22 protein-coding genes are annotated in these 24,093 nt (G+C 60.2%); 12 read left to right on the forward strand and 10 right to left on the reverse strand.

The window, feature by feature from the left end; genetic code table 11:
• The first annotated feature begins 51 nt into the window (after positions 1-51).
• The 6 genes from lptM to ACMXYI_RS05985 are packed head-to-tail and all read left to right on the forward strand — an operon-like array spanning position 52 to position 4,662.
• Positions 52-228: an LPS translocon maturation chaperone LptM gene (lptM, locus tag ACMXYI_RS05960; RefSeq protein ID WP_415772197.1), complete on the forward strand. Its 177-nt coding sequence runs from the start codon at positions 52-54 to the stop codon at positions 226-228.
• A 9-nt stretch (positions 229-237) separates the two neighbouring features.
• Positions 238-1,485 (forward strand): diaminopimelate decarboxylase, encoded by a 1,248-nt coding sequence (gene lysA, locus ACMXYI_RS05965; protein WP_415772198.1) that lies wholly within the window; start codon positions 238-240, stop codon positions 1,483-1,485.
• A 4-nt stretch (positions 1,486-1,489) separates the two neighbouring features.
• Positions 1,490-2,320, forward strand: coding sequence for a diaminopimelate epimerase (gene dapF, locus ACMXYI_RS05970; RefSeq protein ID WP_415772200.1), 831 nt, complete (start codon positions 1,490-1,492; stop codon positions 2,318-2,320).
• A 13-nt stretch (positions 2,321-2,333) separates the two neighbouring features.
• Positions 2,334-3,059 (forward strand): DUF484 family protein, encoded by a 726-nt coding sequence (locus ACMXYI_RS05975; RefSeq protein WP_046045082.1) that lies wholly within the window; start codon positions 2,334-2,336, stop codon positions 3,057-3,059.
• A 2-nt stretch (positions 3,060-3,061) separates the two neighbouring features.
• The gene (xerC, locus tag ACMXYI_RS05980; protein WP_415773866.1) at positions 3,062-3,961 is read left to right on the forward strand and encodes a tyrosine recombinase XerC; all 900 of its coding nucleotides are present in this window, start codon (positions 3,062-3,064) and stop codon (positions 3,959-3,961) included.
• Positions 3,958-4,662: an HAD family hydrolase gene (locus ACMXYI_RS05985; RefSeq protein ID WP_415772202.1), complete on the forward strand. Its 705-nt coding sequence runs from the start codon at positions 3,958-3,960 to the stop codon at positions 4,660-4,662. Before xerC ends, ACMXYI_RS05985 begins: the two co-directional genes overlap by 4 nt.
• A gap of 196 nt (positions 4,663-4,858) precedes the next feature.
• Here ACMXYI_RS05985 and sutA read toward each other — a convergent pair whose 3' ends face one another.
• The 4 genes from sutA to glnK all read right to left on the reverse strand — a co-directional run bounded on the left by sutA (position 4,859) and on the right by glnK (position 7,637).
• A complete protein-coding gene (gene sutA, locus ACMXYI_RS05990) occupies positions 4,859-5,182 on the reverse strand; it encodes a transcriptional regulator SutA (RefSeq protein WP_415758644.1) in 324 nt (107 codons plus the stop codon).
• A gap of 102 nt (positions 5,183-5,284) precedes the next feature.
• Positions 5,285-5,710 (reverse strand): secondary thiamine-phosphate synthase enzyme YjbQ, encoded by a 426-nt coding sequence (locus ACMXYI_RS05995; protein ID WP_111448318.1) that lies wholly within the window; start codon positions 5,708-5,710, stop codon positions 5,285-5,287.
• Between the two features lie 215 nt (positions 5,711-5,925).
• Complete coding sequence (locus tag ACMXYI_RS06000; protein ID WP_415772204.1) at positions 5,926-7,263, reverse strand: ammonium transporter; 1,338 nt, start codon at positions 7,261-7,263, stop codon at positions 5,926-5,928.
• 35 nt (positions 7,264-7,298) lie between these two features.
• Positions 7,299-7,637, reverse strand: a complete 339-nt coding sequence (gene glnK, locus ACMXYI_RS06005; protein ID WP_002555808.1) for a P-II family nitrogen regulator — start codon at positions 7,635-7,637, stop codon at positions 7,299-7,301.
• Positions 7,638-8,055: 418 nt separating this feature from the next.
• On the opposite strand from glnK, the gene ACMXYI_RS06010 reads away from it, so the two are divergent.
• A complete protein-coding gene (locus ACMXYI_RS06010) occupies positions 8,056-8,316 on the forward strand; it encodes an accessory factor UbiK family protein (RefSeq protein WP_008007559.1) in 261 nt (86 codons plus the stop codon).
• A gap of 413 nt (positions 8,317-8,729) precedes the next feature.
• Positions 8,730-9,257, forward strand: a complete 528-nt coding sequence (locus ACMXYI_RS06015; protein ID WP_415772206.1) for a BRO-N domain-containing protein — start codon at positions 8,730-8,732, stop codon at positions 9,255-9,257.
• Here ACMXYI_RS06015 and ACMXYI_RS06020 read toward each other — a convergent pair.
• Entirely contained in the window at positions 9,254-9,532 is a 279-nt protein-coding gene (locus ACMXYI_RS06020; protein ID WP_415772208.1) for a HigA family addiction module antitoxin, read from the reverse strand. The two genes, ACMXYI_RS06015 and ACMXYI_RS06020, sit on opposite strands and share 4 nt — an antisense overlap.
• Before the next feature lie 293 nt (positions 9,533-9,825).
• Between ACMXYI_RS06020 and ACMXYI_RS06025 the strand changes: the two genes are divergently transcribed.
• Complete coding sequence (locus tag ACMXYI_RS06025) at positions 9,826-11,319, forward strand: YifB family Mg chelatase-like AAA ATPase (protein ID WP_415772210.1); 1,494 nt, start codon at positions 9,826-9,828, stop codon at positions 11,317-11,319.
• Positions 11,320-11,326: 7 nt separating this feature from the next.
• On the opposite strand, the gene ACMXYI_RS06030 is transcribed toward ACMXYI_RS06025, so the two are convergent.
• From ACMXYI_RS06030 to ACMXYI_RS06040, 3 genes are all read right to left on the reverse strand, one after another.
• Positions 11,327-12,541, reverse strand: coding sequence for an aldose 1-epimerase family protein (locus ACMXYI_RS06030; RefSeq protein ID WP_415772211.1), 1,215 nt, complete (start codon positions 12,539-12,541; stop codon positions 11,327-11,329).
• A 111-nt stretch (positions 12,542-12,652) separates the two neighbouring features.
• On the reverse strand, positions 12,653-14,629 hold the full coding sequence (locus ACMXYI_RS06035; protein ID WP_415772212.1) for a methyl-accepting chemotaxis protein: 1,977 nt from the start codon (positions 14,627-14,629) through the stop codon (positions 12,653-12,655).
• Positions 14,630-14,812: 183 nt separating this feature from the next.
• Positions 14,813-15,733 carry a LysR substrate-binding domain-containing protein gene (locus ACMXYI_RS06040; protein WP_046053830.1) on the reverse strand — a complete coding sequence of 307 codons (921 nt, stop codon included), beginning with the start codon at positions 15,731-15,733 and terminating at the stop codon, positions 14,813-14,815.
• 159 nt (positions 15,734-15,892) lie between these two features.
• On the opposite strand from ACMXYI_RS06040, the gene ACMXYI_RS06045 reads away from it, so the two are divergent.
• A complete protein-coding gene (locus ACMXYI_RS06045) occupies positions 15,893-17,290 on the forward strand; it encodes a NorM family multidrug efflux MATE transporter (protein ID WP_415772214.1) in 1,398 nt (465 codons plus the stop codon).
• 107 nt (positions 17,291-17,397) lie between these two features.
• On the opposite strand, the gene ACMXYI_RS06050 is transcribed toward ACMXYI_RS06045, so the two are convergent.
• Positions 17,398-19,071, reverse strand: a complete 1,674-nt coding sequence (locus tag ACMXYI_RS06050; RefSeq protein ID WP_415772215.1) for a putative bifunctional diguanylate cyclase/phosphodiesterase — start codon at positions 19,069-19,071, stop codon at positions 17,398-17,400.
• Positions 19,072-19,334: 263 nt separating this feature from the next.
• Between ACMXYI_RS06050 and rep the strand changes: the two genes are divergently transcribed.
• Complete coding sequence (gene rep, locus ACMXYI_RS06055) at positions 19,335-21,344, forward strand: DNA helicase Rep (RefSeq protein WP_415772217.1); 2,010 nt, start codon at positions 19,335-19,337, stop codon at positions 21,342-21,344.
• Positions 21,345-21,399: 55 nt separating this feature from the next.
• Positions 21,400-21,972 (forward strand): xanthine phosphoribosyltransferase, encoded by a 573-nt coding sequence (locus ACMXYI_RS06060; RefSeq protein ID WP_020799401.1) that lies wholly within the window; start codon positions 21,400-21,402, stop codon positions 21,970-21,972.
• 127 nt (positions 21,973-22,099) lie between these two features.
• On the opposite strand, the gene ACMXYI_RS06065 is transcribed toward ACMXYI_RS06060, so the two are convergent.
• Positions 22,100-24,022, reverse strand: a complete 1,923-nt coding sequence (locus ACMXYI_RS06065; protein WP_415772219.1) for an acetyl-CoA hydrolase/transferase C-terminal domain-containing protein — start codon at positions 24,020-24,022, stop codon at positions 22,100-22,102.
• Positions 24,023-24,093: the final 71 nt, after the last annotated feature.

The following is a 24,093-nucleotide window of genomic DNA, read 5'->3' on the forward strand; positions in this document are numbered from 1 at the left end:
CGGGTGGCCGGTATACTCCGGCGCAATTAATGCATTTTCAAGGATTTCGCCATGAAGCGCCTGATCTCTTCCCTTGCTGCGCTCGTCGCGGTTGCCTGCCTTGTGTCAGCCTGTGGTCAAAAAGGCCCGCTGTACCTGCCCGATGAAGACCAGGACCCTGCAGAGCAGGCCAAGTCCTCGCAAAAGCAGCCTGCCTCCAAGGCACACAAGCACGACGTCTACCAATAAGGGAACGCCATGGACGCTTTTAACTACCGTGACGGCGAGCTGTTCGCGGAAGGTGTTGCCCTGTCCGCCATCGCCGAACGCTTTGGCACACCGACCTACGTCTACTCCCGTGCGCACATCGAAGCCCAGTACCTGGCTTACGCCGATGCGCTGACCGGCATGCCGCATCTGGTCTGTTTTGCGGTCAAGGCCAACTCCAACCTGGGTGTTCTGAATGTCCTGGCGCGTTTGGGCGCCGGTTTCGACATCGTCTCCCGTGGTGAACTGGAACGCGTACTGGCCGCTGGCGGCAGCGCCGACAAGATCGTCTTCTCCGGTGTCGGCAAGACCCGTGACGACATGCGTCGTGCCCTGGAAGTCGGCGTGCACTGCTTCAACGTCGAATCCACCGATGAGCTGGAACGCCTGCAAGTGGTCGCCGCCGAGCTGGGCGTTCGCGCACCGATCTCGCTGCGCGTGAACCCGGATGTCGACGCCGGCACCCACCCGTACATTTCCACCGGTCTTAAAGAGAACAAGTTCGGCATCGCCATCGCCGACGCCGAAGACGTGTACATCCGCGCCGCGCAACTGCCAAACCTGGAAGTGGTCGGTGTCGATTGCCACATCGGCTCGCAACTGACCACTCTGCCTCCCTTCATCGACGCCCTCGACCGCCTGCTGGGCCTGGTCGACCGCCTCGGCGATTGCGGCATTTACCTGCGCCACATCGATCTCGGTGGTGGTTTGGGCGTGCGTTATCGCGATGAAGAGCCGCCATTGGCTGCCGACTACATCAAAGCCGTGCGCGAGCGTCTCGACGGTCGTGACCTGGCGCTGGTGTTTGAGCCGGGCCGCTTTATCGTCGCCAACGCTGGCGTGCTGCTGACCCAGGTCGAGTACCTCAAGCACACCGAACACAAAGACTTCGCCATCGTCGACGCCGCCATGAACGACCTGATCCGCCCGGCGCTGTACCAGGCCTGGATGGACGTCACCGCCGTGCGCCCGCGCACTACCGTTGCCCGTGCCTACGACATCGTCGGGCCGATCTGCGAGACCGGCGACTTCCTGGCCAAGGATCGTGAACTGGCCCTGGAAGAAGGCGACCTGCTGGCCGTGCATTCGGCCGGTGCCTACGGGTTTGTCATGAGTTCCAACTACAACACCCGCGGCCGTGCCGCTGAAGTGTTGGTGGACGGTGATCAGGCATTTGAAGTGCGTCGCCGTGAGACGGTAGCCGAGTTGTTTGCTGGCGAAAGCCTGCTGCCGGAGTAAAACCATGCTGCTGCGTTTTACCAAGATGCACGGCCTGGGCAATGACTTCATGGTCCTCGACCTGGTCAGCCAGCATGCGCACATCCTGCCCAAACACGCCAAGCAATGGGGCGATCGGCATACCGGTATCGGTTTTGACCAGTTGCTGATCGTCGAAGCGCCAAGCAACCCGGACGTGGATTTCCGCTATCGGATCTTCAACGCCGACGGCTCCGAAGTGGAACAGTGCGGCAACGGCGCGCGCTGTTTCGCTCGCTTCGTGCTCGACAAGCGTCTGACCGCGAAGCGGCAGATCCGCGTCGAGACCAAAAGCGGCATCATCGAACTGGATATCCGCAGCGACGGGCAGATCGGTGTCAACATGGGTGCACCGCGCCTGGTGCCGGCCGAGATTCCATTTGAAGCGTCGGAGCAGGCCACGAGCTATCAGGTCGACGTCGACGGCACCCCGGTCGACCTGGCCGCCGTGTCCATGGGTAACCCCCATGCCGTGCTGCGGGTCAGCGACATCAATAATGCACCGGTGCATGAACTGGGGCCGAAAATCGAAAACCATCCGCGCTTCCCGGCGCGGGTCAATGTCGGTTTTCTCCAGGTCATCGACCGCAACCGCGCGCAGTTGCGCGTCTGGGAACGCGGGACCGGGGAAACCCAGGCGTGCGGAACCGGCGCTTGCGCTGCCGCAGTGGCCGCGATCAGCCAGGGGTGGATGGATTCGCCGCTATTGATCGACCTGCCCGGCGGGCGTCTGTCCATTGAATGGGCAGGCCCAGGCCAACCGGTCATGATGACCGGCCCGGCAGTGCGCGTTTATGAAGGACAAGTGCGTCTTTGAGAGAGTCGAATCCATGAAAGATAAGCCCCAGGTTCCCGCCCTACAGCCCGACGAATCCCCTTCCGAAAGCCTTGAGGCGGCGGCGATTGCCGCGTACCTGGAGGCTCATCCGGATTTCTTCGTCGAGCATGAAGAACTGCTCGCAACCTTGCGCATTCCGCACCAGCGCGGCGACACCATTTCGCTGGTCGAACGCCAGATGAGCATCCTGCGCGACCGCAATATCGAGTTGCGTCATCGCCTCTCGCACTTGATGGACGTGGCCCGCGACAACGACCGCCTTTTCGACAAGACCCGCCGCCTGATTCTCGCGCTGATGGACGCCACCAGCCTGGAAGACGTGGTGATCAGCGTCGAAGACAGTCTGCGCCAGGACTTCCAGGTGCCCTTCGTCAGCCTGATCCTGCTGGGTGACAACCCGATGCCGGTGGGTCGCTGGGTCACGCATGCCGACGCGCAAACAGCCATCGGCGGCTTGCTCTCGGAAGACAAAAGCGTCAGCGGTAGCCTGCGTGAACACGAACTGGACTTCCTGTTTGGCGAAGAACAGCGCAAACAGATCGGCTCCACCGCCGTTGTCGCCATCAGCTACCAGGGCATCCACGGCGTCCTGGCCATCGCCAGCCGTGACCCGCAGCATTACAAGAGTTCGGTGGGCACGCTGTTCTTGAGCTACATCGCCGAAGTCATGGGCCGCGTGCTGCCACGGGTCAACACCTCCCTGCGCTCGGTACGCTGATGATGGAACGGCAACTGGACGCTTACTGCGAACACCTGCGCAGTGAGCGGCAGGTGTCGCCTCACACGCTGTACGCCTACCGTCGCGACCTCGACAAAGTGCTGGGCTGGTGTTTCAAACAGAACATCAGCAGTTGGGCGGCCCTGGACATCCAGCGCCTGCGCAGCCTGATCGCACGCCTGCATTCACAGGGCCAATCTTCGCGCAGCCTGGCGCGGCTGCTGTCGGCGGTGCGCGGGCTCTATCACTATCTGAACCGCGAAGGCCTCTGCGACCACGACCCGGCCAACGGCTTGGCACCGCCGAAAGGCGAACGTCGGCTGCCAAAAACCCTCGACACCGACCGTGCACTGCAACTGCTTGAGGGCGCAGTGGAGGATGATTTTCTGGCGCGTCGGGATCAGGCGATTCTGGAGCTGTTCTATTCCTCAGGTTTGCGGCTGTCGGAGCTGACCGGGCTCAATCTGGATCAGCTGGACCTGGCCGACGGCATGGTTCAAGTGCTCGGCAAGGGCAGCAAGACCCGACTACTGCCGGTCGGCAAAAAAGCTCGCGAAGCGCTGGAGTTATGGCTACCGCTACGGGCCATGACCAACCCTGCGGACGACGCGGTGTTTGTCAGCCAGCAAGGCCGGCGCCTCGGCCCACGGGCGATTCAGGTGCGGGTTAAAGCCGCTGGCGAGCGTGAGCTGGGACAGAACCTGCATCCGCACATGTTGCGGCACTCCTTTGCCAGCCATTTGCTGGAGTCGTCCCAGGACCTGCGGGCGGTTCAGGAATTGCTCGGCCACTCGGACATCAAAACCACCCAGATCTACACCCACCTGGACTTCCAGCACCTGGCGACGGTTTACGACAGCGCCCATCCACGGGCCAAACGCATCAAAGGCGATGAGTCATGAGAATTCAATTGATCACCTTCGACCTCGACGACACCCTGTGGGATACCGCCCCGGTGATCGTCAGCGCCGAAGCCGTATTGCGTGAATGGCTGACCGAGCATGCACCGAATCTGGGCGCCGTGCCGGTGGAGCATTTGTGGGCGATTCGCGAACGGATCCTGAGCAGTGAACCGGGCCTCAAGCACCGCATCAGCGCCCTGCGCCGCCGAGTCTTGTTCCATGCGCTGGAAGAGGCCGGTTACGGCCATGATCAGGCCTCAGACCTGGCCGATCAGAGTTTTGAAGTGTTTCTGCATGCGCGGCATCAGCTGGAAATCTTCCCGGAGGTGCAGCCGACCCTGGAGACTCTGGCCAATCACTACGCCCTCGGCGTGGTCACCAATGGCAACGCCGATGTGCGCCGCTTAGGGCTGGCGGATTACTTCAAGTTTGCGTTGTGCGCCGAAGACATCGGCATCGGCAAACCGGATGCACGACTGTTTCATGAGGCGTTGCAACGGGGTGGTGCGACGGCTGAAACGGCCGTGCATATCGGCGATCATCCGGGTGACGACATTGCCGGCGCCCAGCAGGCGGGATTGCGGGCGATCTGGTTTAACCCGGCGGGCAAGGTTTGGGAAGCCGAGAAGGCACCGGACGCCGAGATTCGCAGCCTGAGCGAGTTGCCGGCGTTGTTGGCCCTCTGGAACGCCCAACACTGATCCTGAAAAAACCACCGAACCTGTGGGAGTGGGCTTGCCCGCGATAGCGGTGTGTCAGCGACATCAATTTCGGATGTGATGCCCTCATCGCGGGCAAGCCCGCTCCCACAAGGATCACCGCAGATTCCGAACTTTTGTTTTACCCATGAAAAAGCCCGCAGCGACGGCGGGCTTTTTCAGCAAGCAAGTAGCAGGCTCAGATAGGCCGGCTGCCGTACTTGTTGTCAGGCTTCTTGGGCGGATCGGCGACCACATTGGCCTCCACTTCCTGCACCTTGCCGCCCTTGGCCAGGAACTCTTCCATGGCCCGCGCCAGAGCATCACGCTCCTTGTTTTTCGCTTCGACGCTCGGCAGCTCATCGACCGATACCGCTGCCTTGGCTTTGCCTTTGGCGGTCGGAACGGGCGTTTCACCGCCATCGTCGTCAGCAACGTCTTCCGCTGCTGTTTCCAGACCTTCTTCGGTTTCGTCGTCGTCGCCTACTTCGAGGTCGTCGTTTTCCAGATCATCGTCGCTCATGTTCTACCTCATGACTTGCGAAAAGCAGATTAGTTATAGCCCAGCTTCACCGTCTGTCGAAGGCCGCCGGAAAAAATTCTACAACCGCTGGCAACCAGCGGCTTATGCCTCTTCACCGTGCACGGTGGCGAGGACTTTACGGGCACCGCCAAAATCACGGTGCTCGCCCAGATAAACGCCTTGCCAGGTTCCCAACGCCAGTCGGCCTGCCGAAATCGGCAAACTGAGCTGACAGCCAAGCACGCTGGCCTTGAAGTGCGCCGGGAGGTCGTCCAGGCCTTCGTCGTTATGCTCATAGCCGTCTGCTCCTTGTGGGATCAGACGATTGAAAAATCGTTCGAAGTCGCGACGTACCGCCGGATCGGCGTTCTCGTTGATGGTCAACGACGCCGAGGTATGCTGCAGCCACAAATGCAACAGACCGACCCGACATGCCTTGAGTTCAGGCAGGCCGGCGAGTAACTCGTCCGTTACCAGATGAAAGCCCCGGGGCCTCGCCCGCAGGGTAATCAGAGTCTGTTGCCACATACAGTTCTCCGCACGTTCGGGGCGCATTCTAGCGCGCTCTGGGAAAAAACAAAGGCCCTAATATTCCTTCTATCATGTAAGCCATTGGCCGCAGAAAAACGCTCGTCGTAAACGCCACTAAACGTGTACGAAAAAACCTTTCAGCAGTTCCTTCACTGACAAACTCCAGACAAAAAAATGCCCGGCAAGCCGGGCAAGTTTTTTTGTGCGCGTACTTACAAGTTGTAGCCGCGTTCGTTGTGAAGTGCCAGATCGATGCCGACTGCCTCTTCTTCCTCAGTGATACGCAGACCCATGACGGCGTCCAGGACCTTGAGGATGATGAAGGTGACGATCGCGGTGTAGATCACCGTGAAGCCCACGCCTTTGCACTGAATCCAGACTTGTGCGGCGATGTCGGTGACGGTGCCGAAGCCACCCAGCGACGGTGCAGCGAAGACACCGGTCAGGATCGCGCCGAGGATACCGCCGATACCGTGAACACCGAAGGCGTCCAGGGAGTCGTCATAGCCGAGTTTGCGTTTCAGGGTGGTGGCGCAGAAGAAGCACACCACGCCGGCTGCCAGACCGATGACCAGAGCGCCCATCGGGCCCACGGTGCCAGCGGCTGGGGTGATTGCAACCAGACCGGCCACGACACCCGAAGCGATACCCAGGGCACTTGGTTTGCCGTGAGTGATCCACTCGGCGAACATCCAGCCCAGTGCCGCGGCGGCGGTTGCGATCTGGGTCACCAGCATCGCCATACCGGCAGTGCCGTTGGCCGCTGCGGCGGAGCCGGCGTTGAAGCCGAACCAGCCAACCCACAGCATGGCAGCGCCCATCAAGGTGTAACCGAGGTTGTGCGGCGCCATCGGGGTGGTCGGAAAGCCTTTGCGTTTGCCCAGTACCAGGCAGGCAATCAGACCGGCCACACCGGCGTTGATGTGCACCACGGTGCCGCCGGCGAAGTCCAGCACGCCCCAGTCCCACAACAGGCCGCCGTTACCGGACCAGACCATGTGCGCAATCGGTGCATAAACCAGGGTGAACCAGACGCCCATGAAGATCAGCATGGCGGAGAACTTCATCCGCTCGGCAAAGGCACCGACGATCAGCGCAGGGGTGATGATGGCGAACGTCATCTGGAAGGTGACGAACACCGCCTCAGGGAACAGCGCCGCGGGACCGGTCAAGCTCGATGGCGTGACACCGGCGAGGAAAGCCTTGCCCATGCCACCGAAGAACGAGTTGAAGTTGATGACGCCCTGTTCCATGCCGGTGGTGTCGAACGCAATGCTGTAGCCATAAATGACCCACAGGATGCTGATCAGGCCGGTAATGGCGAAGCACTGCATCATCACGGAAAGAATGTTTTTGGAACGAACCATGCCGCCGTAGAACAGCGCGAGGCCGGGAATGGTCATGAACAGCACGAGGGCTGTCGAGGTCATCATCCAGGCGGTGTCGCCGGAGTTGAGGACTGGGGCTGCCACTTCGTCTGCCGCCATAGCCAGGCCGGGCATTACGAGGGACAACAGGGCTCCTAGCCCTGCGAATTTACGCAGAGTCATATTGTTTTCTCCTGGGGCGTTGGGTTTGTGGCGGCTTAGATTGCGTCGGTATCGGTTTCGCCGGTACGGATGCGAATCGCCTGTTCCAGATTGACCACGAAGATCTTGCCGTCACCGATTTTACCGGTGTTGGCCGCCTTGGTTATCGCCTCGATAACCCGGTCAAGATCCTTGTCGTCAATGGCGACATCGATCTTCACCTTTGGCAGGAAATCGACCACGTATTCCGCGCCGCGATACAGCTCGGTGTGACCCTTCTGCCGGCCGAAGCCTTTGACTTCAGTAACGGTAATGCCCTGCACGCCGATCTCGGACAGCGACTCGCGTACATCGTCCAGTTTGAACGGCTTGATGATGGCAGTGACTAGCTTCATGAAAACTCTCTCCCGAATTGGTGGACTTGCCCCAGGAAAACAAACCCGACTCAAGTCTAAGCGCAGTGCCTGGCTTTGTAACGCACCGTCGGCCTTACCTGCCCGTCCGACGCCTGCTAACCACTCCGCACGAAACACTTCCCCCGTTCCGCTTGGCGCACTGCATTCGTCACAGCGACTGTATCAGTGCATGGGTTACTACTGACTAAGCAGAAAGCTTGCCATCTCGCCAAAACCCCCTGATTTCAAGCCTTTGGTCGCTGCCGCAAGCAGCTTCACGCAAATGGCCCAACGGATACGCACAACAACAGTGCGCGGCCGTCCATCCCCATGCGCGAAAAGCGTGCACCCCTGACTACGAGATTGACTATAGACACTGCGTGATACACTGCCCGCCATTGTAGACAGGACATTTCCCATGCTCGCGCCCAAAGACTTCCTCGATGCCCTGAGCGGCACCGCCTCCCGCCTCTTCAGCGGCGACACCCCACTGCCGAAAAGCGAAATCGAAAGCCAGTTTAAAGCGCTGCTGCAGAGCGGCTTCAGCAAGCTGGACCTGGTGAGTCGTGAAGAGTTTGATAGCCAGATGGTTGTGCTGGCCCGGACGCGGGCTCGGTTGGAGAGTCTTGAGGCGAAGGTGGCGGAGCTGGAAGCGAAGCTGAATCCCCCAACCGAATAACACTGCAAATCCCTGTGGGAGCGGGCTTGCCCGCGAATAAGGTCACCTCGGTCCTCCAGCCATCCCACACTGGACAGACCACCCTTGTAGGAGCTGCCGAAGGCTGCGATCTCCTGATCTGCCGCCCCGCCACCATCTCGGCAACGTCCTACAAAGATCACCACCGCCGTCCGATAGCGTCGCAAAGCCCAGGTTCCTAAGCTCATCCTCAGCTGAATTATTCAGCGCTGGGTTTGGCGACCTGGAAGCTTAAGGCGCACGACGACCATCTCTCGAGTCATGGCGGCTGTGCGTGGGAGGTCTTCGGATCTGCCGGGTTCCTTTTGCTCCGGTTCGCCAACCCGCGTACAGCTGCCACCCCAATCGTTTGGCGACGATTGACGGCAGCCCCTTTAGCAAAAGGAGCTGTATCAATGAATAGCGATGACGCTTATCTGTCCCCCCACGTCTTCACCCGCCACAAACTCCACCTCCACGCCCTCCTCCTCGAAAACCAGGCCTGGTTCAGCGCCCGAGACCTAGGCCGTCTGCTTCGCCTCTACCTCGACGAACGCGCCGTCCGCAAACTCGACCCCGATCAACATCAGTCCGCGCGAGTCCTCACCCACGGCACCATCGAAAACACCCTGCTAATCAGCGAGTCCGGCGTCTACGCCCTACTCGTCTACCACTACTGCCCCGAATACCGAGGCCTGCGCGAATGGCTGACCCACGACGTAGTGCCAGCCCTCAGAGATGCCCAACAACCGACGTCAAGCGAACGCCCGATACTGAGCCTGCTGAACTGGCCGGAGATGTCGCTGAGTTTGCTGCACTGGAATAACCAGCCGTGGATTCGGTTGCAGGATGTTCCGCACATGCTTGCGGAAGGGAAACGGCCACAGCGTTCGGAGAGTGCGCCCTGGTGGAAGCGTGCTTCGCGGATGCTGCAATCGCTTTAGGTGGCCAAAGCGCGACCACGTTCGATTTCGGCTTTACGCAGATCGTAAGTCGATTGCAGGTTCAGCCAGAATTCGGGCGTGGTGTTCAGGTAGCCAGATAGCTTCTCCGCTAGATCAGCACTGACACAACGCTGTTGCATCACGATTTCGTTGACCACATTTAACGGTTCGTTCAACGAATGGGCGAAAGCCGACTCTGAAATGCCCAACTGTTCAAGAAACTCCTCCTGAAGAATTTCGCCAGGATGAACGGGGCGCATTCCATTACTGTTCATTTTCCTCTCCGAAGCCAGCGATCAATTAATGATCATAAGCAGCCTTTGCAATCAAGCAAGGGCGCCCGCACCCTTTCGCCGCCGTCCTTCATTGATCTAGGCAAGGTCCTACAAAAACCTCATCCCGCGACTGATTACATACGCAATCCACACTCGCTTACGCTTCATCACCTCAAGGACACTCGCAACATCCAGTGAAAGTTTGTCGCCTCATTCGCCACGCCGAAACCCAACGCCCCAACTACCCTTCAAAAACCGCAGGAAGCGGTTCCCGTAAAGCTCAAGGAACGACCATGTCACTCTCCATCGTCCACAGCCGCGCCCAGATTGGCGTGGATGCGCCCGCCGTCACCGTAGAAGTCCATCTGGCCAACGGTTTGCCGTCATTGACGATGGTTGGTTTACCCGAAGCGGCAGTGAAGGAAAGCAAGGACCGGGTACGTAGCGCGATCATCAATTCAGGCCTGCAATTCCCTGCGCGGCGCATCACGCTTAATCTCGCACCCGCGGACTTACCTAAGGATGGCGGACGGTTTGATCTGGCGATTGCCTTGGGGATTCTGTCCGCCAGCGTGCAGGTGCCGACGTTGACGCTGGATGACATTGAATGCTTGGGAGAGTTGGCGTTGTCAGGCGCGGTACGTGCCGTGAGAGGCGTGTTGCCGGCGGCGCTGGCCGCACGCAAGGCCGGACGCTCGCTGATGGTGCCGCGGGCGAACGCCGAGGAGGCGTGCCTGGCGTCGGGGTTGAAGGTGTTTGCCGTGGATCACCTGCTGGAAGCCGTTGCGCACTTCAATGGACATACGCCGGTCGAGCCCTACGTTTCCAACGGGTTGCTCTATGCAAGTAAGCCCTATCCGGACTTGAATGAAGTGCAGGGGCAAATCTCGGCCAAGCGCGCATTGCTGATTGCGGCGGCTGGAGCTCATAACCTGCTGTTCAGCGGACCGCCGGGGACCGGAAAAACACTGTTGGCGAGTCGGTTACCGGGGTTGCTTCCCCCGTTAGCCGAAAACGAGGCGCTGGAAGTTGCTGCCATTCAATCCGTCACCAGTTGCGTGCCCTTGAGCCACTGGCCGCAAAGACCCTTCCGCCAGCCCCACCACTCGGCGTCCGGCCCTGCATTGGTGGGCGGCGGTTCGAAGCCACAACCCGGCGAAATCACCCTCGCCCATCATGGCGTACTGTTCCTCGACGAACTTCCGGAATTCGATCGCAAAGTGTTGGAGGTTTTAAGGGAGCCGCTGGAGTCCGGCCACATCGTGATTTCCCGCGCCAAGGATCGCGTAAGGTTTCCGGCGCGCTTTCAATTGGTGGCCGCGATGAACCCGTGTCCCTGTGGATATCTTGGCGAACCCAGCGGCAAATGCAGTTGTACACCAGACATGGTGCAGCGTTATCGCAACAAATTGTCTGGGCCGCTGCTGGATCGGATCGACCTGCACCTGACCGTCGCTCGGGAGGCCACGGCGTTGAATCCTGCGCTCAAACCCGGCGATAACACCGCCACTGCCGCGGTTCTGGTCGCCGATGCACGAGAGCGGCAACACAAACGCCAGGGCTGCGCCAACGCCTTTCTCGATCTGCCAGGCCTGCGCCACCACTGCAACTTATCCACAGCCGACGAAACCTGGCTGGAAACAGCGTGTGAACGACTGACCTTGTCGTTGCGGTCAGCCCATCGACTGCTCAAAGTGGCGCGCACCCTGGCGGACCTTGAGCAAGTCGATGGCATCACCCGCGAGCATCTGGCCGAGGCACTGCAATACCGGCCGAGCACAAATTAGCGGGGGATTATTCCTTGGTGAGATCCACCAACGGCGTTTGCCGCACCTCGGTCTGCCGCCCGCCCTGAATCTCGTTCACTCGCTTCAACGCGTTATCCACAGCCCCCTTGTCCGCCAGCAAGCTGTAGCTGATCTGGAACTGCTTCTGCTCCTTGGCCGCAATCGTCGGCACTAAACCGAGTGGCCGCTGATACCGGCGGTTGTAGGAAAAGCTCGTTCCCGGTTCAAGGCCTGTGACATAACCCTGCCCTTGGGTGTCCGTGTTTTTCCACAGGGAGAACACCGGCAACTGTTGAGTATTGAAACCCACCGAAACCCCGAGGCTGCCTGCCTTGTTATGCAGCACGGTCAGCGTATCGCCCTTGGCGTCGGCATACGGCACAACGTTGTAAACCGTTTCGTCGTAGTCCTTGGTCGGCGCGCGGTAGGTTTGCCAGTCCGGCAGATCGCCTTTGGCCTTGTCATTGAACGGCGACACCTGTTTCACCGGTGCGGCGAAGCGGGCGCCCTGCTCCAGGAATGGGGTGCTGAAGTTACTGTGGTACAGCGCCTGGTATTCCTTCGGATAGTCGCCGTTGTTGGTGAGGGTGTCGTTGAGGGCGAACGCTGCGCTGCCGGGTTCGGTGACCAGTTCGGTCGCGACGGAGAAGTCGACTTTCTTGAACGCCTGCTCTTTCAGCTCGCCGCGCAGACTGATGTTGTAAGGCGCTTTTTCATCGATGTGCAACGTGACTTTGCTGGCCGGGATGTTGGCGGCGCGACCGTGGAGCGTCAGCAGTTCACCGTTGTCCATGCCTGGGTGACCGACCCACTCGTAGCCGCAGCGAGTGACCAGTTCGTTAAAGCCCTCAAGCCAGCCCAGCCCGCCGCGGCCATTGAGTTCGATGAAAGACGGATTGACCACGTCCTTGACCGGCGAATCCCAACCCATGCGCACATCGCCAACCGACGCCTGCAGGACGTTCATCCCGCGGGTAGGCACCACCGAGAGTTTCATCGTGCCGTTATCGATGTCGACGATGCTGACGCCCTCCTGCCGACCGCCGTGCAAGGTGCGCAGGGTGACCGAGAAGGGTTTGCCGGTTTTGATCCCGAGCTGCTGACTGGTGATCTGCCAGTTCTGGGCCGCTTTGTCGGTGTCGAGCAACACGTAGTCCCAAGCCATGGCGTGGGAGGTAGCCGACAGCGCACCGAGAGCGATGATGAGTTTGAGCGGAGTCATGACAGGAGCCTTTCTTGGAGTTGTGTCGTTTTTATAGTCTTGCTGAAACGATTCATCAAGCTTAAAAACAACACAACTCAGCTCATGGGAGAGAAAGAATGCGGCGGTGCCTCAGCGGAACCGGTCAACCTCATGCCGCAAATCCGCCGCCAGCTTCTCCAACTCTTTGGCAGTGATCGCCAGATTGGACACCACTTCGCGCTGCTCACTGTTCGCCAGGGCAATGCTTTGCAGGTTGCTGCTGAGCAAGGTGGCGGTACTGCTCTGTTCTTGAGTGGCGGTGGTGATCGCCGCGAATTGCTGACCGGCAGAATGGCTTTGCTCATCGATCCGTGCCAGGGCACTGGCGACGTTGGCGTTGCGCGACAGGCCTTCCTGCATCAACAGGTTGCCTTGTTCCATGGTGCTGATGGCGTTGCCGGTTTCCTGCTGGATGCTTTGAATCATTCCGGAAATTTCATCTGTCGCCTGGCGGGTACGCGAAGCCAGGTTGCGAACCTCATCGGCTACCACGGCAAAACCACGGCCCTGCTCGCCGGCACGAGCGGCTTCGATGGCGGCGTTGAGCGCCAGCAGGTTGGTTTGATCGGCAATCGAGGTAATCACACCGACAATGCCGCCGATTTCCTGGGAGCGCTGACCCAAAGTATTGATCACTGTCGCCGTGCTGTTCAGCGCGCCGGCGATTTGCTCCAGAGACGAGGACGCTTCGTCCATCGACGTACGACCGATCTGGGTTTGCTGTGCGTTTTCCTGGGCCAGACGCTGGGTGTTGCCCATGTTGTCGGCGATGTTCAGGGAGGTGGCGCTGAACTCTTCCACGGCGCCGGCCATGCTGGTGATTTCGCCCGACTGCTGCTCCATCCCCTCATAGGCGCCACCGGAAAGACCGGACAAGGCCTGGGCGCGGCTGTTGACCTCTTGCGAGGCCTTGCGGATGTGCTCGACCATGGTCGACAGCGCCTGGCTCATCTGGTTGAACGCGCGGGCCAATTGACCGATCTCGTCGTTGCTCGATACGTTCAGACGCACGCTCAAATCACCGGCGCCCAGGGCTTCGGCCTGACGCACCAGATCACCCAAAGGTGCGAGTTTGCTGCGTAGCAACCAGACCGCCGCCCCCACAGCAATCAACATCGCCAGCAGACTGCCAATCGCCAATTGAATGCCGACACTCCAAGTCACGGCACGGATTTCGGTTTTCGGCATGCTCGCCACCACCGACCATGGGCCGCCTTCAAACGGTACGGCAATGCTGTAGAAATCTTCGGACTTGTCGCTCCAGAACTCGCCCTTGCCCGGCGTTTTCGCCAGACTGACGATGGTCGGAGTCGCCTGATCCAGCGCTTGCACGCCCGCGATCGGCACCAGCCATTTGCTCTGTTCATCCAGCAGCGCCAGGGAACCGGTCTGGCCGATACGGAAGCGCTTGAGGTTGGCAAACTGCGCGTTCTGCGCGTCGGTGTAGTCGAATCCTACAAACAGAACGGCAATCACCTTACCGCCGCTGTCACGTACGGGGGTGTACTGAGTCATGTAGGAGCGGTCGAACAGCAAGGCGCGACCGACGTAGGCCTGCCCCGCCATCAAGCGGGCATAGGCCGGGTTCGCGTGATCAAGCAGCGTGCCGATGGCTCGGGTGCCGTCCTGTTTGCTCAGGGACGTGCTGACCCGAATGAAGTCTTCGCCGCTGCGCACAAACACCGTCGCAACGCCGGCGGTCATTTGCTTGAACTCGTCCACTTCCTTGAAATTGTTGTTCAGCACTTCGCTGCCCAGGTGCAGGCCTGGCGTCTGTGCGCCCGCTACCGCCACCGGTTCATCCGGGTGCACGCTCAAACCGGCGCTGAAGCGCTTCTCGAACAGACCGCTCAGGCGCTGGGTACTTTCACGCAACGTGCCGTGAAAGGTACTCAACTGATCGGCCAGCAACCGGGCTTCACTGGCCAGGTGCTCTTCGCGGGTGGCGAGGTTGGCGGTGTCCAGCGAACGCAGGGCGAACACGGTACTGCCGCTGATGACAATCGCCAGTATCACGGCAAGCGCAAGACCAAGCTGTGAGGCGATCCGGGCACGAGGTTGAGACATGACAGCTCCTGGCCGAGCGCCCGGATCTTCCTTGATCTGGCTGCACACTCAGCAAAATTCTAATAATGGGAATTGCGTCGAACCTGCACGAAGGTTCCACCTGCATTTTCGGCGGACAATCGGAATACTTGAGTAATTAACCGGGATATGGCTCAAGGCCGCCATTGCGGCGGCTCTATCGATTCAGCCCAAGTGTTGAACGTCGGGCAATTCCATTGCTCGGGCTTCGCCTTGCAGGAAGTCGCTGAGCCTGCGCAAACGTTCACCACCGGGGCGAGTTTTCGGCCAGACCAGGTAATATTTCTCACCGCTGGCAACGGCCGTTGGCCACGGCAAACTCAGACGTCCCTGAGCCACATCTTCCGCCACCATCAGCAGATCGCCCATGGACACGCCATAGCCTCGGGCGGCGGCGATCATGCCCAGTTCCAGCGTGTCGAACACTTGCCCGCCCTTGAGCGACACCTGATCCGCCAGCCCCATGCGTTCCAGCCAACTGCGCCAGTCGCGTCGGTCCGGCGTCGGGTGCAACAGTTCGGCATTGGCCAGCCGTGCGACATCCCACGGTTGATCCTGCAGAAGATTCGGCGCGCCGACTGGAATCAGCTCTTCCGGGAACAGAAAACTCGCCTCCCAGTCCGGCGGAAAATGCCCGTTGCTGAGGATGACGGCGCAGTCGAACGGTTCATGGTTGAAGTCCACCGAGTCGACGTCCATCCAGGCGCTGGTCAATTGCACCTCGTTGCCCGGTTGCAGGTGCCGAAAGCGGCTCAGCCGTGCCAGCAGCCAGCGCATGGTCAGGGTCGACGGCGCTTTCATGCGCAGGATGTCATCTTCGGCGCGCAAGGTATTGCAGGCCCGCTCCAGGGCCGTGAAGCCTTCGCGAATGCCGGGCAGGATCAACCGCGCCGACTCGGTCAGTTGCAGATTGCGCCCACTGCGGTGAAACAGCCGACAGGCAAAATGCTCTTCTAGCGTACGAATGTGCCGACTGACCGCGCTTTGGGTGATCGATAGTTCTTCGGCCGCACGGGTAAACGAGCTGTGCCGCGCCGCCGCTTCGAATGCGCGCAGGGCATACAAGGGAGGAAGACGACGAGACATTCGGAAAGCTCCTATAGCGGGATTCGGTCACCCTAGCAGAAACTCTTCAGCATGAGTTTGACTCATGCCACCCATCCTTTTTATCCCTTTGTGAAAACCCCGTAGAGCGCCGAGAATCGGCTCTCTCCTGTTCACTCTGATAATCGAGGCGTGATGACCATGCAGCATCCAGCACGTACCGAACTCTGGGCCATCCTGCGGCTGGCGGGGCCGTTGATTGCCTCGCAGTTGGCGCACATGCTGATGGTTCTCACCGACACCTTGATGATGGCGCGCCTGAGTCCAGAGGCGCTGGCCGGTGGCGGCCTGGGCGCAGCAACTTACTCGTTCGTGTCGATCTTCTGCATTGGCGTGATCGCCGCGGTCGGCACCCTCGTGGCGATCCGTCAGGGTGCCGGCGACATCGTCGGCGCCGCCAGGCTGACCCAGGCCGGGTTATGGCTGGCGTGGTTGATGGCGTTGGTGGCCGGGTTGCTGCTGTGGAACCTCAAGCCGGTGTTGCTGCTGTTCGGCCAGACCGAAACCAACGTCCACGCGGCCGGGCAATTCCTGCTGATCCTGCCGTTCGCCCTGCCCGGCTACCTGAGTTTCATGGCCCTGCGTGGCTTCACCAGCGCCATCGGCCGGGCAACACCGGTGATGGTCATCAGCCTCGGCGGCACCGTGGCCAACTTCCTGCTCAATTACGCATTGATTACCGGCATGTTCGGCCTGCCGAAACTGGGGTTGATGGGCATCGGACTGGTTACCGCTGTTGTCGCCAACTGCATGGCGCTGGCGCTGGCCTGGCACATCCGTCGGCATCCGGCCTACGACGCTTATCCCTTGCGTCAGGGCCTGTCGCGGCCTAACCGCCAGTATCTGAAGGAACTGTGGCGCCTGGGCCTGCCGATTGGTGGCACCTACGCGGTGGAAGTCGGACTGTTTGCGTTCGCCGCGCTGTGCATGGGCACCATGGGCAGTACGCAAATGGGCGCACACCAGATCGCCCTGCAAATCGTCTCGGTGGCGTTCATGGTTCCGGCGGGGATTTCCTATGCGATCACCATGCGCATCGGGCAGCACTACGGCGCCGGGCAGTTGCTGAATGCACGGCTGGCCGGACGGGTCGGGATCGCCTTTGGCGCGGCGGCGATGCTTGCCTTCGCCATGGTCTTCTGGTTGCTGCCGAATCAGTTGATCGGTTTGTTCCTGGACCACAACGACCCGGCGTTTCGCGACGTCATCAACCTGGCCGTGAGCCTGTTGGCGGTCGCCGCGTGGTTCGAGCTGTTCGACGGCACGCAAACCATCGCCATGGGCTGCATTCGTGGGCTCAAGGATGCCAAGACCACGTTCCTGGTGGGGCTGGGTTGCTATTGGCTGATTGGCGCGCCCGCCGCCTGGTGGATGGCCTTCCATTTGAATTGGGGGCCGACAGGCGTCTGGTGGGGATTGGCGTTGGGGCTGGCGTGCGCGGCGGTGAGTCTGACGTGGGCGTTTGAGTGGAAAATGAAAAAGATGATTCGTCAGGAGCCTGCGCCGCGGAATAGTTTCCCGGTCGCCCAGCCTGACTGAGATCCCTTGTGGGAGCGAGCTTGCTCGCGATGACGGCGGCACATCCAACATACATGTGACTGACAAACCGCTATCGCGAGCAAGCTCGCTCCCACATTTGTCCGTGTTTAGTTCACGACTTCCTGTGCAGGCTGCTGACTGCTGCCAAAGGTCAAATACTCAACCAGCTCCGCCAACGGCAATGGCTTGCTGATCAAATACCCTTGCACCTGATCGCAGCCAAACCCGCGCAACAGATCCAGTTGCTCCGGCGTTTCTACACCTTCGGCGACCACTTCCAGATTGAGGTTGTGCGCCAGATTGATCATCGCGTGGACCAGTTTGCGATTCTCTTCGCGCTGTTCCATGCCGCCGACAAAGCTCTTGTCGATCTTCAATAAGGCAATCGGCAGGCTGTTGAGGTGCACGAACGAAGAGAAACCGGTGCCGAAGTCGTCGAGGGAGAAGCGCACACCCAGACGCCCCAGGGCATCCATGGTCTGTTTGACCAGATCGCTGCGGCGCATCACGGCGGTTTCAGTCAGTTCGAATTCCAGCCATTGCGCCTCGACGCCACGCTCGGCAATCAACCGACTCAACGTCGACAATAACTGGCTGTCCTGAAACTGCCGGAACGACAGATTGATCGCCATGTGCAACGCCGGCAAACCCCGTTCGCGCAACGCCTGCATGTCGCGCAAGGCGCGGGAAATCACCCAGTAACCCAGCGGCACAATCAAGCCGCTCTGCTCGGCCAGCGGCACGAATTCGCTGGGTGGCAGCAAGCCGCGCTCGCCATGACGCCAGCGCACCAAGGCTTCGAGGCCGACGATCTGCCCGTCCTCGAGGTTCAGCCGTGGCTGGTAATGCAGTTCCAGTTCATCCCGGCGCAACGCCCGGCGCAGCTCGCTTTCGAGGTCGGCCATGCTGCGAGCATTGCGGTTGATGCGTTCGTTGAAGATGTGAAAAGTGCAGCCTTGAGTGCTTTTGGCCTGCTGCATGGCGATGTGTGCGTGCCACATCAGCGGGTCGGCGCCGGCCTGGGCCCGGGCGTGGGCAATACCGAGGCTGGAACCGATCAACAGGCTTTCGCCGTCGACCCAGTAAGGCTCGGCCAGCGCTTCAGTAATGCGCTCGGCCATCCATTCGGCGCGCTGAGGCGCGCGGCGGGTGTCGATCAGCAGGGCGAACTCATCACTGCCCAGCCGCGCCAATTGATCGCTGGCCTCAAGCTGGCTTTTTAGCCGCGCGACCACTTGCAGGATCAACCGGTCACCGGCCTGGTGGCCCAGGGCATCGTTGGCGTGACGGAAGTTATCGAGGTCGAGGTGACCGAGGGCCAGGCCGCGGCCGTCGTTTTCCGTCAGGCGTGCCGCCAGCAAGGTCTGGAAACCCTGGCGATTGGCGATGCCGGTCAGTGGGTCTTGCTCGGCCAGGCGCTGCAGCGTGTTTTCCAGCAGGCCTCGCTCGCGCACATGCCGCAGGCACCGGCGCAACATACCGGGATCGAGGTGATCGCGTACCAGCCAGTCACTCACCCCATCGGGTGGCAACAGCGGCTCATGCTCGAGCAGCAATACCGTCGGCAGGCTGCAACGGCCAGGTAGAGGTTGAAGCGCTGGAATCGTCAACAACACCGCACCGCGGTTGTCATCGAACAGACTGCTGACCGACTCCCAACTCGGCGCGCTGATCAGCACGGTCGAGCTCCCCATCGGAGCCAGACACTCGCGCAACAACGCTGCCCACGCTGGCTCTTCGGCCAGTAGCAGCAAACGCAAGGGTTCGACAGGCGTAGACAAGCTAGCTCCCTAGACTCTGCAAAGATGTAGGCGGCGGGCATTATGCAGCGCCGGTAACCAATGACCAAATGACCTCGGTTATCAAACGCGGCTTTGTATCTTGAATAACGAACAATAGACGCACATTCATCGCGCATCCTGCGTGAAAGTATCAAAACCGGCAAATATAGATAGCGTGCTGCGTCACAAGTCGGAGAGAGCAGCACAATTCGCTGAGCCTGTTAAAATGCCGGCCCATTTCGCAAACGACTCCCTGATTTCGTATGTCCCGACTCAATCCCCGGCAGCAAGAAGCCGTGAGCTACGTCGGCGGCCCTCTTTTGGTGCTCGCCGGCGCAGGCTCCGGCAAGACCAGCGTGATCACGCGCAAAATTGCGCATCTGATCCAGAATTGCGGCATTCGCGCCCAGTACATCGTCGCCATGACCTTTACCAACAAGGCCGCGCGCGAGATGAAGGAACGGGTCGGCACACTGCTCAAGGGCGGCGAAGGTCGCGGCCTGACCGTCTGCACCTTCCACAATCTGGGCCTGAACATCATCCGCAAGGAACACGTGCGGCTGGGCTACAAGCCGGGTTTCTCGATCTTCGACGAGACCGACGTCAAAGCCTTGATGACCGACATCATGCAGAAGGAATACTCGGGCGACGACGGCGTCGACGAGATCAAGAACATGATCGGCTCGTGGAAAAACGACCTGATCCTGCCGCCCGAGGCCCTGGAAAACGCGCGCAACCCCAAGGAACAGACCGCCGCCATCGTCTACACCCACTATCAGCGCACGCTCAAGGCGTTCAACGCGGTGGACTTCGACGACCTGATCCTGCTGCCGGTGAAGCTGTTCCAGGAACACGCCGACATCCTCGAGAAATGGCAGAACAAAGTCCGCTACCTGCTGGTGGACGAATACCAGGACACCAACGCCAGCCAGTATTTGCTGGTGAAGCTCCTTATCGGCATACGCAACCAGTTCACCGTGGTCGGCGACGACGACCAGTCGATCTACGCCTGGCGCGGCGCCCGGCCGGAAAACCTGATGCTGCTCAAGGAGGATTACCCGTCCCTGAAAGTGGTGATGCTGGAGCAAAACTATCGCTCCACCAGCCGCATCCTGCGGTGCGCCAACGTGCTGATCTCGAACAACCCGCACGAATTCGAAAAACAGCTGTGGAGCGAGATGGGCCACGGCGACGAGATCCGCGTGATCCGCTGCCGCAACGAAGACGCCGAAGCCGAACGCGTGGCCGTGGAACTGCTGACCCTGCACTTGCGCACGGATCGGCCGTACAGCGATTTTGCGATTCTGTACCGCGGTAACTACCAGGCCAAGCTGATCGAGCTGAAGTTGCAACACCACCAGATTCCGTATCGCCTGTCCGGCGGCAACAGCTTTTTCGGACGTCAGGAAGTGAAAGACCTGATGGCCTACTTCCGCCTGATCGTGAACCCGGACGACGACAACGCCTTCCTGCGGGTGATCAACGTCCCACGTCGGGAGATCGGTTCGACCACGCTGGAAAAGCTTGGCAACTACGCCACCGAACGCAAAATCTCGATGTACGCTGCCACCGACGAAATCGGTCTGGGCGAGCATCTGGATACGCGCTTCACCGATCGACTGTCGCGCTTCAAGCGCTTCATGGACAAGGTCCGCGAGCAATGCGCCGGCGAAGACCCGATCTCGGCGCTGCGCAGCATGGTCATGGACATCGACTACGAGAACTGGCTGCGCACCAACAGTTCCAGCGACAAGGCCGCCGATTACCGCATGGGTAACGTCTGGTTCTTGATCGAGGCGTTGAAGAACACCCTCGAAAAAGACGAAGAAGGCGAGATGACCGTCGAAGACGCCATCGGCAAACTCGTCCTGCGCGACATGCTGGAGCGTCAGCAGGAAGAGGAAGACGGCGCCGAAGGTGTGCAGATGATGACCTTGCACGCCTCCAAGGGTCTGGAATTCCCTTACGTGTTCATCATGGGCATGGAAGAGGAAATCCTCCCGCACCGCTCCAGTATCGAAGCCGACACCATCGAAGAAGAACGTCGGCTGGCTTACGTCGGAATTACCCGAGCGCGTCAGACGCTGGCCTTCACCTTCGCCGCCAAGCGTAAGCAATACGGCGAGATCATCGACTGCGCGCCGAGCCGCTTTCTCGATGAACTGCCGCCGGATGACCTGGCCTGGGAAGGCACCGACGACACGCCCGTTGAAGTCAAAGCCGTTCGCGGAAATACCGCATTGGCGGATATACGCGCGATGTTAAAGCGCTAGAATCGACTACTTTTTAACCAGCCTTAGACGCAAGCCGTCCTTAGAGGAAAGCTTCATGGAAGCACTGCACAAGAAAATTCGCGAAGAAGGCATCGTGCTTTCCGACCAGGTCCTGAAAGTCGACGCCTTTCTGAACCACCAGATCGACCCGGCCCTGATGAAGCTGATCGGCGACGAATTCGCCACGCTGTTCAAGGATTCGGGCATCACCAAGATCGTCACCATCGAAGCCTCGGGCATCGCGCCGGCGATCATGACCGGTCTGAACCTCGGCGTACCGGTGATTTTTGCGCGCAAGCATCAGTCCCTGACCCTGACCGAAAACCTGCTGTCGGCGACCGTTTACTCATTTACCAAGCAGACCGAAAGCACCGTGGCGATCTCCCCGCGCCACCTGACCAGCAGCGACCGCGTGTTGATCATCGATGACTTCTTGGCCAACGGTAAGGCGTCGCAAGCGCTGATCTCGATCATCAAACAGGCCGGCGCTACCGTCGCCGGGTTGGGGATTGTGATCGAGAAGTCGTTTCAGGGCGGCCGTGCGGAACTGGATGCTCAGGGTTATCGCGTTGAATCCTTGGCTCGGGTTCAGTCGTTGGCTGGCGGTGTCGTCACCTTCATCGAATAAAGCCACACCGCAAAACAACTGTGGGAGCGGGCTTGCTCGCGAAGACGGAGTGTCAGTCAACATTGATGTCGGCTGATACACCGCTTTCGCGAGCAAGCCCGCTCCCACAGTTGATCTCTGTTCGCCGTTAAATCGCGGTGGCCTTCAGGCCGGTGAGCAATAGCCGCTGAAACAAATCCTCTTTCAGCCCTTCCGGGCTGGTCAGTTGCATCCGTTCCAGATGTTCGGGATACGATGAAGGCTCCGGCGCATCCAGCGCTGCCTTGCCAAGCTCCAGAATCTCCGTGAGCTTGAACTTGCTCTTCAACCAGTTCAGCGCCCGCAATAGATCCTTCTCCTCGGCGGTGAAATCACACCCCAGCGGATACTCCGGAAACAACTGCGGATGCCGCGCCTGAATGGCCTGCAAGCGTTGCGGGCTGTTGTCAGCGAACCGTGGATCAATACGAAAATTCTTCGGTAACTTACCGACTGCCTGGGCCTGTTCGATCAACCCTGGCTGGAAACGTGAGTCGCTGATGTTCAGCAACGCCTCGATCACCGCCGCATCGGTCTTGCCCCGCAGATCGGCGATGCCGTACTCGGTGACCACGATGTCTCGCAGGTGTCGCGGGATCGTGCAATGACCGTACTCCCAGACGATGTTCGAACTCACCTCACCGCCCGACTCGCGCCAGCTGCGCAGAAGCAGCACCGAACGCGCGCCTTCCAGCGCGTGGCCCTGGGCGACGAAATTGTATTGCCCGCCGACACCGCTGAGTACTCGCCCGTCTTCGAGCTGATCGGCTACGCCGGCACCCAGCAAGGTCATGGTGAATACGGTGTTGATGAAGCGCGCATCGAGGCGCTGCAAGCGTTTGAGTTCTTCCTGACCGTAGAGCTCGTTGATGTAGCTGATGCGGGTCATGTTGAATTCGAGCCGCTTGCTTTGCGGCAACTCGCGCAGGCGCTCATAGAAACTGCGCGGCCCAAGGAAGAAACCGCCATGCACCGAGATGCCGTCAGTCTGCGCGGCTTCGTCCAGCGTGCCGGCATTCGCCTGTTCCTGGGTCGGTACATCGGGGTAGACCTTGCGCCGCACAATCCCGGCGTCGGCCAGCACCAGCAAGCCGTTGACGAACATTTCGCTGCAACCGTAAAGGCCCTTGGCGAAGGGTTCGACGCCGCCTTCGCGTTCGATCAACTGCGCCCACTGGCTCAGATTCACCTCCGCCAGCAACGCCTTGTAACCGCCATTGTCGGCCTGCCGTGCCAGCAACGCAGCGGTCAGGGCATCGCCCATGGCGCCGATGCCGATCTGCAAGGTGCCGCCGTCGCGCACCAGCGTGCTGGCGTGCAGCCCGATGAAGTGATCCTGGAAACCCACCGGCATGTTCGGCGTGGAGAACAGCGTGGTCGTGTCCTTCTCGTCGATCAGCAGATCGAAAGCGTCCATGCCGACTTCCGCGTCCCCGGGCATGTAGGGCAAATCATTGTGCACCTGGCCCACCAGCAGGATCGTCTCCCCCGCCGCCCGACGCTTGGCGATCATGGGAAACAGGTCGAGGGTGATGTCCGGGTTGCAGCTCAGGCTCAGGCGGTCAGGATGTTCGCTGTGGCTCGCCACCAATTGCGCCACCAGGTTCAAACCGGCGGCGTTGATGTCTCGGGCGGCGTGGCTGTAATTGCTGCTGACGTAATCCTGCTGGGCCTGTGCGCTGTGGAGCAGGCTGCCGGGCTGCATGAAGAATTGCTGAACATGGATGTTGGACGGCAGGCTATCGCGATGCAGGTCGGCCAGGAAATCCAGTTCCGGATAATCGCCGAAAACCCGCTCGATGAAGGGCTCAAGGAAGCGCTTTTGCAAACCGTCGCCCAAAGAAGGACGGCCCAGGCACAGGGCGGTGTAGATCGTCAGCTGCCGCTCGGGCAACTGCGCGATGCGTTGAAACAGCGCGTTGACGAAATGGTTGGGTTTGCCCAGACCGAGGGGCAGGCCCATGTGGATATGCGCCGGCAACCGTGCCAGGACATCATCGACCGCTTGCTCGATAGAACACAGCTGCACCATCTGATCCTCCCTTACATTCCGTGAACTGGGGTTGGACCGAGCTTGCCGGGTCTTTGCTGCAATGAACAGTC

The organism is Pseudomonas lyxosi, assembly GCF_047758685.1.
GTDB classification, from domain to species: Bacteria; Pseudomonadota; Gammaproteobacteria; order Pseudomonadales; family Pseudomonadaceae; genus Aquipseudomonas; species Aquipseudomonas lyxosi.

Excerpts from the sequence above, each read along its gene's own strand:
- ACMXYI_RS06060 (WP_020799401.1), top strand. The coding sequence starts at position 21,400 with ATGGAAGCACTGCACAAGAAAATTCGCGAAGAAGGCATCGTGCTTTCC.
- sutA (WP_415758644.1), bottom strand. The coding sequence starts at position 5,182 with ATGAGCGACGATGATCTGGAAAACGACGACCTCGAAGTAGGCGACGAC.
- ACMXYI_RS06000 (WP_415772204.1), bottom strand. The coding sequence starts at position 7,263 with ATGACTCTGCGTAAATTCGCAGGGCTAGGAGCCCTGTTGTCCCTCGTA.
- ACMXYI_RS06030 (WP_415772211.1), bottom strand. The coding sequence starts at position 12,541 with ATGACTCCGCTCAAACTCATCATCGCTCTCGGTGCGCTGTCGGCTACC.
- xerC (WP_415773866.1), top strand. The coding sequence starts at position 3,062 with ATGGAACGGCAACTGGACGCTTACTGCGAACACCTGCGCAGTGAGCGG.
- ACMXYI_RS06020 (WP_415772208.1), bottom strand. The coding sequence starts at position 9,532 with ATGAACAGTAATGGAATGCGCCCCGTTCATCCTGGCGAAATTCTTCAG.
- ACMXYI_RS05975 (WP_046045082.1), top strand. The coding sequence starts at position 2,334 with ATGAAAGATAAGCCCCAGGTTCCCGCCCTACAGCCCGACGAATCCCCT.
- dapF (WP_415772200.1), top strand. The coding sequence starts at position 1,490 with ATGCTGCTGCGTTTTACCAAGATGCACGGCCTGGGCAATGACTTCATG.
- ACMXYI_RS06045 (WP_415772214.1), top strand. The coding sequence starts at position 15,893 with ATGCAGCATCCAGCACGTACCGAACTCTGGGCCATCCTGCGGCTGGCG.
- ACMXYI_RS06040 (WP_046053830.1), bottom strand. The coding sequence starts at position 15,733 with ATGTCTCGTCGTCTTCCTCCCTTGTATGCCCTGCGCGCATTCGAAGCG.
- ACMXYI_RS06065 (WP_415772219.1), bottom strand. The coding sequence starts at position 24,022 with ATGGTGCAGCTGTGTTCTATCGAGCAAGCGGTCGATGATGTCCTGGCA.
- ACMXYI_RS06010 (WP_008007559.1), top strand. The coding sequence starts at position 8,056 with ATGCTCGCGCCCAAAGACTTCCTCGATGCCCTGAGCGGCACCGCCTCC.
- lysA (WP_415772198.1), top strand. The coding sequence starts at position 238 with ATGGACGCTTTTAACTACCGTGACGGCGAGCTGTTCGCGGAAGGTGTT.
- lptM (WP_415772197.1), top strand. The coding sequence starts at position 52 with ATGAAGCGCCTGATCTCTTCCCTTGCTGCGCTCGTCGCGGTTGCCTGC.
- ACMXYI_RS05995 (WP_111448318.1), bottom strand. The coding sequence starts at position 5,710 with ATGTGGCAACAGACTCTGATTACCCTGCGGGCGAGGCCCCGGGGCTTT.
- ACMXYI_RS06035 (WP_415772212.1), bottom strand. The coding sequence starts at position 14,629 with ATGTCTCAACCTCGTGCCCGGATCGCCTCACAGCTTGGTCTTGCGCTT.
- glnK (WP_002555808.1), bottom strand. The coding sequence starts at position 7,637 with ATGAAGCTAGTCACTGCCATCATCAAGCCGTTCAAACTGGACGATGTA.
- ACMXYI_RS06025 (WP_415772210.1), top strand. The coding sequence starts at position 9,826 with ATGTCACTCTCCATCGTCCACAGCCGCGCCCAGATTGGCGTGGATGCG.
- ACMXYI_RS05985 (WP_415772202.1), top strand. The coding sequence starts at position 3,958 with ATGAGAATTCAATTGATCACCTTCGACCTCGACGACACCCTGTGGGAT.
- ACMXYI_RS06015 (WP_415772206.1), top strand. The coding sequence starts at position 8,730 with ATGAATAGCGATGACGCTTATCTGTCCCCCCACGTCTTCACCCGCCAC.
- rep (WP_415772217.1), top strand. The coding sequence starts at position 19,335 with ATGTCCCGACTCAATCCCCGGCAGCAAGAAGCCGTGAGCTACGTCGGC.